Raw genomic sequence first — 15,216 nt, forward strand, 5'->3', positions numbered from 1 at the left:
CCTGCGGGCGACCGCCTGTCCGGCGAACGCCGTTCCTCCACGGGCGTACGTGAAGGCGGGCGGTGTGGCCGGAACAACCCCGTTGCCCGCCGGGGCCCTTCACACTCCCCATAGGGGGATGACTACTTCCGCGTCCTCACCTCCCGTGGCCGCCGCCGGACAGGCGCCCCTCATGCGGCTCCGCTCCGACCGGCACTACGACGCGAACGCCCACCTCTCCACCTGGGCCATCGCCCGCCGTCTGCCCCGTGCCCTCGCCGAGGCCGCGCGGCTGGGATGGCGGACCGACCGGCGGGCGGTGGTCGCGCTGTTGTGCTGCCAGGTGTGCGCCGCCGTGCTCACCGCCGTCGCGCTGGCGGCGACCACCCGGGTCCTGGCCGGCGTCTTCGCCGGGGGCGAGATCGCCGACGGGCTACGGGAGGCGACGGGGGCCGTGACGGTGCTCGTCATCGCCGCCTCCGGGCGCTACCTGCTCGACGTGGGGGCGCGGGCGGCGGCGGCGCGGCTGGCGCCGAAGGTGGTGCGCGAGGCCGACCTCTCGGTCATCACCGCGGCGACCGCCGCCGAGTTGGTGGCGTACGAGGATCCCGGGTTCGAGGACGCGCACGAGGCCGCCTCCGACGGGGCGGAGAAGACCGGGGAGCTGATCCTCGACGCGCAGGTACTGACATCCGCCGCCGCGCAGGTGGCCGCCGCGGCGACCGTCGTCACCGTGCTGCATCCGGTGGTGCTGCCCCTGCTCGTCGCCTCCGTCGTACCGTGCGCCTGGGGTGCCGTACGGGGGGCGCGGATCGAGCACGCCGCGCACCACCGCAACCTCAGCGACTCCCGGCTCCGCAGCGTCTTCCGCTCGTACACCACCGACCGGCGGCACGCCGACGAGGTGCGCGCGGGGACCATGGCGGGGTTCCTCATCCGGCAGTACCGCGTGATCTCCGGCCGGCTGGAGGCCGAGCAACTCGCCGCCACCCGGCAGGCGCTCGTCGTCCAGGGCGTCGGCGACGCACTCACCGCCCTCGGCACCGCCGCGACCTGGGGGATGCTGGTGCTCCTCGTGGCCGCCGGGCACATGGAGCCGGCCGCGGCGGGCACCGCGGCCCTCGCCGTACGGGCCTCGGGGGCGGCGCTCACCACCACCGTACGGGCCGGGGCCCGGCTGTTCCGGACCTCGCTGTCGCTGGACGACTGGGCACGCTTCCTGGCCCTCGCCGAGCCGTGGGCCGACCGCCGCGGCACCGCCCGGGTGGCCGCGGACGGGCCGCAGTTGATCACCGCCCGGGACGTCTCCTTCACCTACCCCGGCGCCGACCGGCCCGCGCTGGACGGCGTGAACCTGGACCTCCGGCGCGGCGAGGTCATCGCCCTGGTCGGCGAGAACGGCGCCGGCAAGAGCACCCTGACCCGCCTGCTGACCGGGCTGTACGTCGCCACGGAGGGCTCCGTGCGGTGGGACGGGGTGGATCTGGCGGACGCCGATCCGGCCGCGGTGCTCTCCCACGTCGCACACGTTCCCCAGGACTACACCCGCTGGCCGCTGGCGGCCCGCGAGAACATCACCCTCGGCCAGCCCCGCCCCGAGGGCGACGCCGCCGTGCACGCCGCCGCCGCGGCGGCCGGCGCCGACGGCGTGATCGCCGCCCTGCCCCGCGGTCTCGACACCTCGCTGGCCCGGTCGTGGTGGGGCGGGCACGACCTGTCCGGCGGGCAGTGGCAGCGCATCGCCGTCGCCGAAGCCGTGCGCAAACAACCTCACGATTTCGCATGGGCATTCGATTCCTGGATGGTCTCGACGAAGCGGAGAACTTCTTCTGCGCTGTAAAACCGTTGTGCCCGGTGAACGGGGGTGGGGTCGTACCCGTCCTCTTTGAGGAGCGGGCGCAGTTCCACGAGTGCGTTGCCGATAGTTCGAGGACTCACCTTGAAGAGGTCAGCGATTACCGGCCGGGTGGCGATCTGTCGCATCGCGAGGATCGCGGCAAGAACGCGCCCCTCATCGGTGATCTTTCGGTAAATGACCGCTCCCGGGTCCTTCTTCAGCTCGGCACCGCGCCGCTTGTGTCGAATCTCTTGGAGTCGGGCTTGGTACCGCGTCGCCAGACGCGTGGTGATGGCATCAAGCTCGCCATAGCTCATACCGGTGATGGCCGGATGCCGCAGGGCTTCTCCAGGGTTGACTTCCTGGAGGGAGCCGGCAGAGGCAACGAAATCCCGAACTGCTTGCGTGGTAGTAAGCTTGAGGTCGATGGCACGCACTGTGTGGTTGTGTTCTGCCAGGAGGGCTCGGGTCTCGCGTGTGGCCTTCTGGAGGCCACTTCGGGTCACTCCGAGGAAGTCCTGGAGAACGGGCATCGTGCAGATCCCACGGAGATGGACGAGCGTGGCCACGATGCGGGCGGCAGGTGTGATCACCGTCATCCCGCCTGCCCCCTTCGTGCGTCGTCGTTTCCCGCCTCGCCGGTCGTAGTTCCGTTGCTCGGCCTTGGCCTCCTGGGCTGGTGCAAGAAGCGCGATAAGCCACGTCAGGTCCTCCCGGCTCATCCCGGTCAGCACCGGGTGGGACAGCATCTCCAGCACTTCCGACTGGATGACCCTCGGGTTGCTGCTTGCCACGTGCGCAGCGCAGTTTCCGTGTGGCTCGATGGTGTAGTTCCAGGCACCTCGAGTATCGTGTGGCCGGATTGGCAAGGATTCCAGGTATTCCTTGCTCACGGTCACCCCGGTCGGGTAGGTGCGCGTGTCGAGTTCGGCTTCGACGCGCAGGCCGGAGCGGGTGCGGGTGGACTCGATGGTCTTGATGACGACTTCGTGGCTGGTCAGGGGGCGTCCGCGCCAGTTCATGGTGATGTGGGAGAAGAGGCGGTGCTCGACCTTGTTCCACTTCGATGTCCCAGGCGGAAAGTGGCGGACGGTGATAGCCAAGCCGGTCTCCTGGGCCAGAGCTGCGAGTTCGGACTTCCAAAGTCGGTACCGAGGCGAGTTCGAGCCGCCGGAGTCCGCTGTGATCAACAGGTGCTTGGCTCTTGGGTAGTCACGTTTGCCGCGGTTGTCCCACCACCGGCGAATCGAGGCGACAGCGAACGCCGACGTGTCGTGATCTACGCCGACATTCACCCATCCCGTGTTGGCCGCGATGTCATAGATCCCGTACGGGATGACCTGCTGGATTTCTCCACGAAAGAACAGCGAGTGGTCCTCGACATCGATCGGATCACCCTTGGGGCGCCACTCACGGCCCGGGCTGTGGAACCGGCCGATCATTTCCTTCTTCTTCGTATCCACGCTGATGACCGGCTCGCCGGCCGCCTGATGGTCTTTGACCTGGTTGTTGATGTAGTGGAACTGGGCGTCTCGATCAGGGTGTTGTTTTCCTTCAAGAGTCTTTGCGTTGCCCTGAAGGCTGAACCCGTTCTCACGCAGCAATTTTCCGACCGTAGTCGCGGAAATCGGATGCCCCTGTGTGGTCAACTCGTCGGCGAGATGTCGCAGCGACTTGGTCGTCCACCTCAGGGGCGACATGGGATCGCCTCGTTCATCGGGCTCGACCAATGCCAAGAGAGCGGGCAACAGTCCGGGGTTCTTCGTGGCCGCCTTCTTGCGACCGCCTCCAGGTCGTCGAATGCGACCTCCCGGAAGGGGCGTCGGCGCATCTGCAAGTTCGGCGATGCCCTTGCGAACCGTGGTTTCGCTGACACCAGCCGCCCGGGACACCGCACGTATACCTCCATGCCCGAGTTCACGGGCTTCCGCGGCCACCAGCAAACGCCGCTGCCTCTCGTTGAGGTGGGGGAGCAACACCCGTAAGCGCGACGTGAGTTGATGAGGAATCGACTGGAGCAGGGCCATGCAAGATCAACGATCATGGGGCTGCGAAGCAACGTGTTGTTTGCGCACGGCTTCGCCCGCGCCTTCCACCGCGACGCCCCCGTGCTGGTGCTGGACGAACCGACCGCCGCGCTCGACGCCCGCGGGGAACACCGCATCTACACCAGGCTCAAGGCGCTGGCCGCCGGCCGGGCCACCGTGTTCATCACCCACCGCCTGGTCAACACCCGCATCGCGGACCGCATCGTCGTCCTCCACCACGGCCGCGTCGTCGAGACCGGCACCTTCGACGCACTCGTCGCCCGCGGCACCGGCTCCGTCTTCGCCGAACTCCTCAGCCTCCAGGAGGACCGGTGATCCCGGCCGGGAAGAGCGGAAGACCGGCCGCCGAAGCGGCGACGCGCGCGGTGGCCGTTCACACGTGAGAGTGAGCCGGGGGCGGCCGGGTCGGGGGGTCCCCCGGCCCTCCGGCCGTGCGCACGGTGGATTTCGCACTGCCCGGCGTACGGCCGAACGGCGCAGTAAGGCCCGATGCCTTTAAATGAGAATCATACTTATACCCCTATGCTTTTTCTGCGGTTCACCGTGAGCCGCCTCCACTCCCGGAACTCCTCCGCCACGAAGGGTGAGGCGTCCCCGGCCCCGGAGCCGACGTTTCTTCCTTCATTCGTGGAGAGAGTTATGCGCGTTGCCGTGACCGGTGGCGGCGGTTTTCTCGGATCGCACCTGTGCGAGGCACTCCTGCGCCGCGGGGATTCCGTGATCTGCCTGGACGATTTCTCGACCGGTGAGCCGCAGAACATCGCACACCTGAGAGCGAATCCGGACTTCGTGTTCCTTCACACCGACGTCAGCGCCGCGGTGGACGTTCCGGGACAGATCGATGCCGTCGCGCATCTGGCGAGCCCCGCGTCGCCGCCGGACTACCTGCGGCGGCCCCTGGAGACGCTGGCCGTGGGCAGCCGCGGCACCGAGAACTGCCTCCGCCTGGCCCGCCGTCACGGTGCCCGCTTCCTGCTGGCCTCGACGAGCGAGGTGTACGGGGACCCCCTGGTCCACCCGCAGGACGAGGACTACTGGGGAAACGTCAACCCCGTCGGACCGCGAAGCGTGTACGACGAGGCCAAGCGGTTCGCCGAGGCGCTGTCCCTCGCCTCTCGGCAAAGCCTCGGAGTCAACGCCGGAATTCTGCGCATCTTCAACACCTACGGTCCGCGCATGCGCCCGCAGGACGGCCGCGTGGTCTCCAGCTTCATCACGCAGGCCCTGAGCGGCGAGCCCCTGACGGTGTACGGCGACGGAAAGCAGACGCGCAGCTTCTGCTTCGTGGACGATCTGGTCCGCGGAATCGTCGCGATGCTCGATTCCGACGAAAGCGGCCCGTTCAATCTGGGAAACCCGGAGGAACGGACCGTCACCGAACTCGCCGAGCTCGTGCTGGACATCACCGGCTCCGCGTCGGAACTGCAGTACCACCCCCTTCCCACCGACGACCCGGCCCGCCGCCGCCCGGTGATCAACCGCGTGCAGGAACGGCTCGGCTGGTATCCCGACGTGGGTATCGAGGAGGGCCTGCGGCGGACCGTGGAGTGGTTCGCCGCACGGCCCCGGGCCGTGGCCGCCGGTGCCGCGGCGATCAGGGGCGGCCAGCAGGACGGCGTCCCGGCCGCCGAGTCCGGCGCCACGGCCTCCGGGGGCGGGCTCTGACGAACGCCCCGGCCCGGGCCCACAGATGGCCCGTGGTTCCGGCCGGCGCCTCTTTCGACCAGTGCGGGCGTGGCCCTCTCGCGTGGCCGCGCCGAGACTACTCCCGGAGCACGTTCCCATGACGCAGGCAGAGTCGGAACTCGCACGTCAAGCCGTCGCCACCGAGGCAGGCGGGACGGCTGCCGCCGGTTCCCGGGAAGACCTGGGTGCCCGGCTCCTCGCGCTCTCGGGCGGCAAGGTCGTGCGGATCCCCCCGGACGGACCGGCGTTCGGCGGTCGTGCGCCGGCTCTGCGTACCGAGGCCACCAGCTTCGTCTCCGTACTCCCCCGGGCCGGCCGGCTGAAGGTCGCGATCCTGGTGACCGGCTGGCTGGCGTGCCTGGTCTGGTTCTGGGTGTGGTGGCTGCAGCCCGCGCACCGGGTCGGCTGGGTGGGGCTGGTCGTGAACAGCGCGCTGCTGATGTACCTGTCGCTCATGCCGCTGCACTTCCTCGTCCCGATCCTGCGTCTGCGCAGGTTCGATCCGGGGATCGAGGTGCCGCTCGTGCGCACCGCGTTCGTGGTGACGCGCGCGCCGTCGGAGCACTGGGAGATGGCCCGGGGCACGCTCCGGGCGATGCTGGCGCAGGACTTCCCGTACGCGTACGACGTGTGGCTGTGCGACGAGGACCCGTCCGAGGAGGTCCTGCGGTGGTGCGCGGAGAACGGGGTGCGGGTGTCGTGCCGGCGCGGCCGGGCGGATTACCACCGGGCCACCTGGCCGCGCCGGACCCGCTGCAAGGAGGGCAACCTCGCCTACTTCTACGACCACTGGGGGTACCGCGACTACGACGTCGTCTCCCAGCTCGACTGCGACCACGTCCCGCACCGGCGGTATCTGACCGAGGTGGTCCGGCCGTTCGCCGACCCCGCGGTCGGATACGTCGCCGCCCCGAGCGTCTGCGACGCCAACGCCGCGGCCTCGTGGTCGGCGCGCGGGCGCCTGCACCGGGAGGCCATGTTCCACGGCGCGGTCCAGCTCGGGCACTCCGCGGGACTCGCCCCGGTGTGCATCGGCTCCCACTACGCGGTACGCACCCGGGCCCTGCGCGACATCGGAGGCATCGGCCCCGAGCTGGCGGAGGACTTCTCCACCGCCTTCCTGCTCAACTCCGCGGGGTGGCAGGGGGCCTTCGCGATCGACGCCGAGGCGCACGGCGACGGGCCGCTCACCTTCGCGGCGATGGCGACCCAGGAGTTCCAGTGGTCGCGCAGCCTGGCGGTGATGATGCTGGGCCTGGTGCCCCGGCACCTGGGCCGGATGAGCGGGCTGCTGCGCGCGCGGTTCCTGGTCGCGCTGTCGTACTACCCGCTGCTCGCGCTGACGTCGACGGTCGGGCTCGCGCTGCCCGCGGTGGCGGCCGTCTCCGGGCTGCCGTGGATCCAGGTGAACTACTTCGAGTTCCTCGGCCACTTCTGGGCGATGACCGTGTGGATGGTTCTCCTGACCCTGGCGATGCGCCGGCGCGGGCTGCTGCGCCCCCGGGACGCACCGGTGGTGAGCTGGGAGAACTGGCTGTTCAGCCTCTCCCGGTGGCCGTTCGTCGTCTGGGGGGTGAGCACGGCCGTACTCCAGCGGCTGCGCCCCAGGACGGTCGTCTTCAAGGTCACGCCGAAGGCCCGCGAGGGCCTGGAGCCGCTGCCCCTGCGGCTCGTGGCCCCCCATCTCTTCGTCGCATGGGCCCTGACGGCCGCGGCCATCACCGGCGAGCTGACCGGCCCCGCCGCGGGTTACGTCTTCCTCTGCCTCGCCGGCGCCGTGTCGTACGCCCTGGTCACCCTGGCGGTCGCCTGGCTGCACGTCGTCGAGACGGCCAGGGCCGCCGGGGTGCGCTTCCACCGCGCGCTGCGGACGGCCGGCCCGCCGCTCCTCGCCGCCGGCCTCCTGCTGCTTCCGCTCGCCTGGGCCGTGTCGATCTATCCGGTCTACCTGGCGGGCGTCCTCGACTGGTGAGACCGGCCCCGGTCCGCCCCTCCTGCCGTCACGATGCCGAAAGAGGTTCTGACATGTCAGCAGCAGTGCTGGTGACCGGCGGTGCCGGTTTCATCGGCAGCCACACGTGCGTCGAGCTGCTCGATCACGGCTACGAGGTGGTCGTGGTCGACGACCACTCCAACAGTTCCCCCCGGGCCCTGGAGCGCGTCGCCAAGGTCGCCGGCCGGCCGGTCACCGCGGCGTACGAAAGCGACCTGCGGGACCGGCGCGCGCTGTCCGCGGTGTTCGCCGCCCACTCCTTCGACGCGGTGATCCACTTCGCCGCGAAGAAGGCGGTCGGCGAGTCCGTGCACATGCCGGTCGCGTACTACGACACCAACGTCGGGGGCACCACCGCGCTCCTGTCCGCCATGCGTGAGCACGGTGTGCACCGCCTGGTGTTCTCCTCGTCGTGCTCGATCTACGGCGAAGCGGCCACGGTGCCGCTGACCGAGTCGGCCCCGGCCGCGCCCACCAACCCGTACGCCACCACGAAGTGGCTCTGCGAGCAGGTGCTGGCCGACACCTGCCGGCGGCTGCCGGACATGAGCGTGCTGGCGCTGCGGTACTTCAACCCGGTCGGCGCCCACGGCAGCGGGCTGCTGGGCGAGGACCCCCGGGGCGTGCCGGACAACCTCATGCCGTACCTGGCCCAGGTCGCGGTCGGGCGGCTCCCCCGGGTCCGCGTCTTCGGCGACGACTACGCCACCGCGGACGGCACCGGCGTCCGGGACTACATCCACGTGAGGGACGTCGCCGAAGGGCACCGGGTCGCTCTCGAACACCTCGGTGACGAGAGCGGGATGCGCGTCTTCAACCTCGGCACCGGCGTGGGCACCTCCGTCCTCGAACTCGTGGGCGCGTTCTCGCGTGCCTGCGGCAGGCCGCTCCCCTACGAGATCACCGCCCGGCGGCCGGGTGACGTGGCCGCGCTCGTCGCCGACCCGGGCGCCGTGGCGCGGGCCTGGAACTGGGCCACGACCCGCGATCTCGCCACCATGTGCCGGGACGCATGGCGGTTCCAGGAGCTGAACCCGTCGGGCTATCCCGACTGATCCGCCCGCCGCCGCCGAAGCGGGCGGTCCGGCAGCTCAGCAGTCATACAGACAGGGGAAACACATGCGATTGACCGTCATCGGTACGGGATATCTCGGAGCCGTGCACGCCGCGTGCATGGCGGAGACCGGACACGAAGTCCTCGGCGTCGACGGCGACGAAGAGAAGATCAGGGCCCTGGCCGACGGCCGGCCACCCTTCTTCGAACCGGGTCTGCACGACGTCCTCGCCGCCCACGTCGGCTCCGGCCGGCTGCGGTTCACCACCTCGCTCCGCGAGGCCGCCGGGTTCGGCGACGTCCACTTCGTCTGCGTGGGCACGCCCCAGCGGCGTGACTCGCTCGCGGCGGACCTGCGCCACGTCGACGCGGTCGTCGACTCGCTCGCGCCGCATCTGCACCGCCGGTGCCTGATCGTGGGCAAGTCCACGGTCCCCGTCGGCACGACCGGCCGGCTCACCGCCCGGCTGCGCGCGGCCGTCCCCGGCGGCGGAGCCGAGGTCGCCTGGAACCCCGAGTTCCTCCGGGAGGGCTACGCGGTTCAGGACACCCTCGCACCCGACCGGCTCGTCGTCGGCGTCGCGTCGAGAGAGGCCGACGACGCGCTTCGTGCCGTGTACGCGCCCATGCTCCGGGCCGGCGTCCCGTACCTCAGCACGGATCCGGCGACGGCGGAGCTGGTCAAGGTGGCGGCCAACTCGTTCCTCGCGACGAAGATCTCGTTCATCAACGCCATGGCCGAAGTGTGCGACGCGGCCGGGGCCGACGTGGTCACCCTCGCCGACGCCCTCGGCCACGACACCCGCATCGGCCGGCGCTTCCTCTCCGCGGGGCTGGGCTTCGGCGGCGGCTGTCTGCCCAAGGACATCCGGGCCTTCACCGCCCGCGCCGCGGAACTCGGCGTCGGTCCGGCGGTGGCGTTCCTGCGGCAGATCGACGCGATCAACCTGCGGCAGCGCAGGCGCACCGTGGACATCGCCGAAGAGATGGCCGGCGGCACGTTCGCCGGGCGCCGGTTCGGGGTGCTCGGCGCGACGTTCAAGCCGGACAGCGACGACGTACGCGACTCACCCGCGCTCGCCGTCGCGGCGGCGATCCACGACCGGGGTGGCGAGGTGCACGTCCACGACCCGCAGGGGATGGAGAACGCCCGCGCGGTCCTGCCCGCCCTGCGGTACGCCCCCGACGTGCTCACGGCATGCCGGGGCGCCGACGTGGTGCTGCATCTGACCGAGTGGGGTCACTACCGCGACCTCGATCCGGCCGCGCTGGCGGCGGTCGTGCACGAGCCGAGGATCCTGGACGCCCGCAACAGCCTCGACGCCGACCGCTGGCGCGCCGCGGGATGGACCGTCCGGGCACTCGGCCGGCCGGCTCCGGGGGCCGCCCCCGGCCCGCAGCCGGCGCGGGTCGTCATCCCTCACGTCTCCGGCCCGGACTGCGCCGCCCCGGCCGACGGCGACCCGCTGAGCCTCTCCCCGAAGTAGTCCACGGGACCCGGGTCGACGCCGAGCGCCTCCAGGTCCACCGCACCCGCCACCCCGGCGGCGCACTCCGGCACCATCCCGGCGGCCCCGGCCACACTCGTGATCGGGGCCACCATCCCGGGCAGACAGGGGTCGTCCGTCGTCCCCGTCGCGGTGGCGCCCAGGGTTTCCTGGGCCGTCGCCATACGCCACCCGCTCAGGGCGTCGTACGATCCGGCGCCCCACTCCACCGCCCACTCCCCGGTGCTGAAGTAGCTGTTGCCCTGGAACCGCACCGTCGAGGGTCTGTACGCGGTGGACGAGTCGACGAGCGGCACTCCGTCCGCGACGAAGACGTTGTTGCGCACCGTGGCCCCACTGAGACCCTCCTGAAGGCGAAGGACCGGGGCGCGGACGGCTCCGTTGGCCGACTGCACCACGGTGTTGTGGTAGATGTCCACGTCCTTGATCTGCCTGCCGTACGCCACGATGGCGCCGTACAGGGCGAATTTCCGGGAGTCGTTCCCGCTGAGGTTGAAGCGGACGGTGTTGTCGCGCTGCGCACCGTTGTCGGCGGCCGAATAGACCAGGTAGCCGGGGCCGTCGTTGCGGTAGGACAGGTTGTACTGGAGGACGGACGAAGAGACGTTGTTGTCCAGGCCGAAGCCGCCGCCGTCCGAACGCGAGCCGGTGTGGTTGGCGTACGAGACGCTGTTCTCGATGACCATGCGGGTCGAGTCGTAGGTCCAGATGCCCTCCGGCCCCTCCACGGCCCGGGCGGAGGACCTCGACCCGTTGTCGTGCGCGACCGCCCGGTGCACCCGGCCTCCGCGGACGCTGCCGAGGACGATGCCGCTGCCGGTGTTGCGGCCGTGGGCCGCCGGATCGCCGTCGTTGCCGAAAGCCTTGACGCGGGAGACGGTCACCCGCTCGTGCGCGTACGCCGGATCGCCGGCGTCGAAGGCCGGCCCGTACGCCGACAGACCGGCGTCCTTGTTGTCACGTAGCGTGCAGTCGCTGATCCGTACGTCCCGGAATCCCGAGGTGCCCTGTCCGGCGCCGATGCTGATCCCGGCCCGGAAGTGGGAGACGTCGACGCCGGACACGGCGACGTGCTCCAGTTTTTCGCCGTCCGGTGCGTCGGCGAAGAAGTTGATGCCGGCCCGCCTTCTGAACGACGCCCTGTCCCCCACGAGGTTGAGATCACGGATCTCGACGCCGGAGGTGTTGTGGACGGAGATCCCCGTCCCGCCGGAGGTCGCGATCGTGGCGCGTCCCCTGCCGTACGAGTCGATGGTCACGGGGGCGTCCGCGCTGCCCGCGTCCTTCTCGCCGAGGGTCAGCTCGCCGCGGAACCGCGCACCCGCCTTGAGCCGCAGCCGGTCCCCGGGCCTGAACGTCGCGTCGTCGGCGCGCGCCAGGGTCCGCCAGGCGCGCGCCGGGGAGAGGCCGTCATGGCCGTCGTCGCCGTCCGGGCTGACGTAGAAGGTGTACCCGCCGCCGGAGTTCTTGCCCGGGGGGACGTACGGCTTGGGCAGTGCCTCACAGCCGGAGAGGAGAAGACCCACGAGAGCCGCCGACACCCCCGTCACGAGCCGGCGGCGTGACGCACCGGCGTACCCCGCGCCCCGGGCCCGTCCGGACGGTCCGTCAGCCCACGTCGTTCCTGTCCGGGCCAGCGCACTCACTCTTCTGGTTCCTCACCGAGTTCTCCGACGGGGAACTCAGCCTGCCAGAGGCGGCGCCCCCGGTTCGTGACCGACATGACGCAGAGGAATGAAGCTGGACGGGGCCGCCGCCGGCGTCAAGCATCCGTGCCACAAGCCCTCTTCCCCGGCCGGGGCCCACGGGCCGCACACGCGTCAGGGGCGGCCTCCGCAAGGCCGCCCCTGACCGGCCGTCAGCCCGCTGCCCTCCGGACCCCGGACTCATCCGGACCGGAGAACAGCGGCCTGAGCCGTGATCCCTCAGGCGGGCCCGGCACCCGGGGTGACCGTCATGCCGACCGACCCGTAGTCCGGGCCGACCTCGTTGTCGCTGTAGAACTTCACCCCGCTGGAGGCCGAGGTGACTTCCATGACCCGGGTCGAGGAGCCCGTGAAATCGTTGCGGGTGATCGCGACGTCGTCCGGCCCGTCCAGCTTGATGGACTGGTTCCAGCTATCGCCCATCTCGTTGTCCGCGACGATCCAGTTCTTCATGCCGTCGGTGTTGCCGCCGGAGTTCCCGCCGCGGCCGTAGTCCTCGGCCATCAGCCACTGGTGGATGCTGGGGATGCTCTCGTCGCGGTCCGGATTCGCCGGGCCGACGGCCTTGTTGCCGCGGATCTGCACGTCGTCGCTCGCGATGGGGTGCGAGTCGGACACCCACGTCTGGATGAAGTCGGTGTGGCTGTCGCCCGGATCGCCGCTCACGAAGTTGATCGCGGTGTTGTACATGATCTTGTGACGGTCGCCGAAGAAGGTGATGGCGTTCAGGTCGCCGGGGCCCTCGACTCCCTTGATGTCGTTGTTCTGGATGGTGACGTTCGTGTTGTTGTCCGAGTAGATGCCGTACTGCTGCTCGGCGTCCACCCGGCAGTTCTGTATCACCACGTTGTCGGCCTCGATCCGCACGCCGCCGCGGATGGTGTTGCCCTGGCAGTCGTAGACCTTGGGCGCGGCGGCGGTGCCGCCGGAGTCGATGTCGTACCTCGCGTCCTGGTCCGGCACCAGAATCGCGCCGGGCGGCGTGGCCACACCGCCGACGCCGAGGGACTGCTCGGGCGGAACCGGGTCGTCACCGGGCTCCCCGGACACCCTCGCCTCCGAGATGCTCGTCCACTTGGCGGAGTCGGAGGAATCGTTGCCGTGCCCGACGATCCGGACGTAGCGCGCGGATCCGGCGGCGAAGTCGTACGTCTCGAAGCCGCTCGTGGTGCCGCTGCTGGTTTCCCGGGACAGCACGGTCGACCACGACGAACCGTCCGTGGAGAGCTGGACGTCGAACGTCGCCCTCCGGTCGTCCCCCTCGTACCAGGCCAGCGACACCGCGTCGACGGTGGCGACCGAGCCGAGGTCGAAGCGGATCCAGACCCCGTCACCGGCCCCGGACCACCGGGTGGACAGATCGCCGTCGATGGCGTTGGGGGGCTCGTTGCCGTCGTCCGAGCTGGCGGTCGCCGAGGCGACGGGCAGCGTCGCCGCCGATGCCGCCGGGCTGAGCAGCGCCATCGAGCCGAGCACCGTACCCGCGCACAGCGCGGCGGTCAGCATGCGTCTCATGGGTAAGCCCCTCCTCGTCGCACCCGTGCCACGAGGAGGGCGGGCGGCCGGGGGATGTATCGGTGCGTTCAGATCGTTCACGTGCGGTCTCCTTGGAGTGGGTCCTCGTCGCCGCCGGAGGGAGCCGGCGGCCGAGCCGGGCCGGGTCGCCCGGCGCGACGGGCACGACCGGTGGCGGCAGAGCCGCCACCGGTCGTGTGGGCGCGTCCTACGCCGAGCCCGGGCCGACGTCGTCCGCGGTGAGGAGGGCTCGCGTGACGGCGGACGACGACCGCTCGTCGGCTCCGGCGTCGGCGACGCCGACGCGGGCCTGCCCGTCCATGTCGTCGGTCACGAACGGGTGGCCGCCGGAGCCCGCGTCGATCGCCGGGCTGCCCGCACCGATCCGCCGCACCGATCCGTCGGAGGCCAGCAGCGGATCGGCCTCTCTGACGGCGTCGGAGGGCGCGCTGACGCCGACGGTCGCCGATCCGGTCGGCCAGGCGATGTTGCCGGTGTAGGTCATGTCCACCGGCTCCATCAGCTCGTTGAAGAGCTTGCCCCGGTCTCCCACGACCACGTTGTCCGCGATGACCGAGTCGACCGGCGCGAGGTCGTAGTTGGCGCCGACCTCGATGTTCGACACGTTGTTCACGAAGGTGTTGTTCACGACGGTCGCCCGGTAGACGCGCCAGTGCGCGCTCAAGGCGCCCGAGGTGTCCACGTCGCCGCCGTCGACCTGCAGCGCGGCGTCGAAGCCGGAGCCGGTCAGACCCTCGAAGTAGTTGTTGTAGACCTTGTGGTCCTGGCCGTAGATCCGGATGCCTCCGGTTCCCTCCTTCCCCTCTCCGAGGAAGAAGTTGCCGTAGAAGGAACCGCGGTCCCCGTGCCGCTGCGAGAGCACGCCCTGGGAGGCGCGGAAGGTGTTGTAGCGCACGATGTTGTCGTCGCTCTTCACCGAAACGATCTCCGGATCGCCATCGCAGTTCTCGAAGAGGTTCGACTCGACGACGGTGAATCCGCTGGACTCGGAGATCCCGCTCCAGCCGACCCGGACGGCCTCCATCTCGTTGTCCGCGCGCGGGCCGATGTCACGGAAGTGGTTGTGGTCGATCCGGTCGTGCTGCGACTGCTGGGTCTCGGATCCGTCGATGGTGATGAAGTTGCCGAGCTGGCTCTTGTCCTCGAAAAGGTTGTGATCGATCCGGTTGTCGTGGCTGTCCTCGCCCTGGATGATCACCCACTTCAGCGAGGACTCCTCGGTCAGCCGGAAGTGGTTGCGGGTCAGCCGCACATTGTTCGAGCCGGTGATCTTCAAGGTGTCGCTGTTCGTCCATTGCAGACCCTCGAAGGTGACGTACGAGGAGTCGGCCACCTCCAACTGCCCCCCGTCGACCACCGCCTCCCCGCGGTTCTCCGCGACGACGGTGATGGGCTCGTCGGCGGTCCCGTGCTTGCCGGTCATCTTGCCGATCTCGTACTGACCGTCCGCGAGCACGATCCGGTCCCCGGCGCGCGCGTCCCCCAACGCGTCCTGTAACCCGTCCGAGTCCGCGACCTCGACGGTGCGGCCCGGGTCCGGGTCCCCGCCGTCACCGCCGTCGGCCCCGTGCACGGCCGTCTCGGCGATGCTGGTCCAGTCGTTGGAGGTGTTGCCGTAACCGACGATGCGCACGTAGCGCGCGGAGGTGTCGGCGAAGTCGTAGTTCTGCGGCTGGAGCGTGGTGCCACTGCTGCTCTTCCGCGACAGCACCGCCGACCACGACGACCCGTCGTCGGACACCTCGATATCGAACGTGTTCCTCCTGGTATCTCCCTGGTGCCAGGCGATCGACGCCGAACCGACGGTCTGCTCCGAGCCGAGGTCGTAACGGATCCACACCCCGTCCCCCTCGGCGGACCAACGGGTAC

10 protein-coding genes are annotated in these 15,216 nt (G+C 70.3%); 6 read left to right on the forward strand and 4 right to left on the reverse strand.

The annotated features are described in order from the left end of the window. Positions 1-118: 118 nt before the first annotated feature. Positions 119-1,819 (forward strand): ATP-binding cassette domain-containing protein, encoded by a 1,701-nt coding sequence (locus I003_RS32150; RefSeq protein WP_486584210.1) that lies wholly within the window; start codon positions 119-121, stop codon positions 1,817-1,819. Here I003_RS32150 and I003_RS34800 read toward each other — a convergent pair. Continuing rightward, positions 1,750-3,843, reverse strand: a complete 2,094-nt coding sequence (locus tag I003_RS34800) for an ISAzo13 family transposase (RefSeq protein WP_078563986.1) — start codon at positions 3,841-3,843, stop codon at positions 1,750-1,752. The genes I003_RS32150 and I003_RS34800 overlap by 70 nt on opposite strands. A gap of 15 nt (positions 3,844-3,858) precedes the next feature. Between I003_RS34800 and I003_RS0113425 the strand changes: the two genes are divergently transcribed. The 5 genes from I003_RS0113425 (at position 3,859) to I003_RS0113445 (ending at position 10,084) form a co-directional block, all read left to right on the forward strand. After that, on the forward strand, positions 3,859-4,179 hold the full coding sequence (locus I003_RS0113425; protein WP_027772003.1) for a hypothetical protein: 321 nt from the start codon (positions 3,859-3,861) through the stop codon (positions 4,177-4,179). Positions 4,180-4,503: 324 nt separating this feature from the next. Beyond that, on the forward strand, positions 4,504-5,529 hold the full coding sequence (locus I003_RS0113430; RefSeq protein WP_078563988.1) for a UDP-glucuronic acid decarboxylase family protein: 1,026 nt from the start codon (positions 4,504-4,506) through the stop codon (positions 5,527-5,529). Between the two features lie 118 nt (positions 5,530-5,647). Continuing rightward, the gene (locus I003_RS0113435) at positions 5,648-7,522 is read left to right on the forward strand and encodes a glycosyltransferase family 2 protein (protein WP_027772005.1); all 1,875 of its coding nucleotides are present in this window, start codon (positions 5,648-5,650) and stop codon (positions 7,520-7,522) included. A gap of 53 nt (positions 7,523-7,575) precedes the next feature. Continuing rightward, the gene (gene galE, locus I003_RS0113440) at positions 7,576-8,598 is read left to right on the forward strand and encodes a UDP-glucose 4-epimerase GalE (protein ID WP_027772006.1); all 1,023 of its coding nucleotides are present in this window, start codon (positions 7,576-7,578) and stop codon (positions 8,596-8,598) included. A gap of 64 nt (positions 8,599-8,662) precedes the next feature. Further along, positions 8,663-10,084, forward strand: coding sequence for a UDP-glucose dehydrogenase family protein (locus I003_RS0113445; protein WP_027772007.1), 1,422 nt, complete (start codon positions 8,663-8,665; stop codon positions 10,082-10,084). On the opposite strand, the gene I003_RS0113450 is transcribed toward I003_RS0113445, so the two are convergent. The 3 genes from I003_RS0113450 to I003_RS0113460 all read right to left on the reverse strand — a co-directional run. Next, entirely contained in the window at positions 10,018-11,631 is a 1,614-nt protein-coding gene (locus I003_RS0113450) for a right-handed parallel beta-helix repeat-containing protein (protein WP_486584211.1), read from the reverse strand. The genes I003_RS0113445 and I003_RS0113450 overlap by 67 nt on opposite strands. A gap of 399 nt (positions 11,632-12,030) precedes the next feature. Beyond that, on the reverse strand, positions 12,031-13,326 hold the full coding sequence (locus I003_RS0113455) for a discoidin domain-containing protein (RefSeq protein WP_027772009.1): 1,296 nt from the start codon (positions 13,324-13,326) through the stop codon (positions 12,031-12,033). A 208-nt stretch (positions 13,327-13,534) separates the two neighbouring features. Next, the coding region (locus I003_RS0113460) for a chondroitinase-B domain-containing protein (protein ID WP_027772010.1) at positions 13,535-15,216 on the reverse strand (1,682 nt) is incomplete at its 5' end.

It is taken from the genome of Streptomyces sp. CNQ329 (genome assembly GCF_000482585.1).

Excerpts from the sequence above, each read along its gene's own strand:
- I003_RS32150 (WP_486584210.1), top strand. The coding sequence starts at position 119 with ATGACTACTTCCGCGTCCTCACCTCCCGTGGCCGCCGCCGGACAGGCG.
- I003_RS34800 (WP_078563986.1), bottom strand. The coding sequence starts at position 3,843 with ATGGCCCTGCTCCAGTCGATTCCTCATCAACTCACGTCGCGCTTACGG.
- I003_RS0113445 (WP_027772007.1), top strand. The coding sequence starts at position 8,663 with ATGCGATTGACCGTCATCGGTACGGGATATCTCGGAGCCGTGCACGCC.
- I003_RS0113430 (WP_078563988.1), top strand. The coding sequence starts at position 4,504 with ATGCGCGTTGCCGTGACCGGTGGCGGCGGTTTTCTCGGATCGCACCTG.
- I003_RS0113455 (WP_027772009.1), bottom strand. The coding sequence starts at position 13,326 with ATGAGACGCATGCTGACCGCCGCGCTGTGCGCGGGTACGGTGCTCGGC.
- galE (WP_027772006.1), top strand. The coding sequence starts at position 7,576 with ATGTCAGCAGCAGTGCTGGTGACCGGCGGTGCCGGTTTCATCGGCAGC.
- I003_RS0113425 (WP_027772003.1), top strand. The coding sequence starts at position 3,859 with ATGGGGCTGCGAAGCAACGTGTTGTTTGCGCACGGCTTCGCCCGCGCC.
- I003_RS0113435 (WP_027772005.1), top strand. The coding sequence starts at position 5,648 with ATGACGCAGGCAGAGTCGGAACTCGCACGTCAAGCCGTCGCCACCGAG.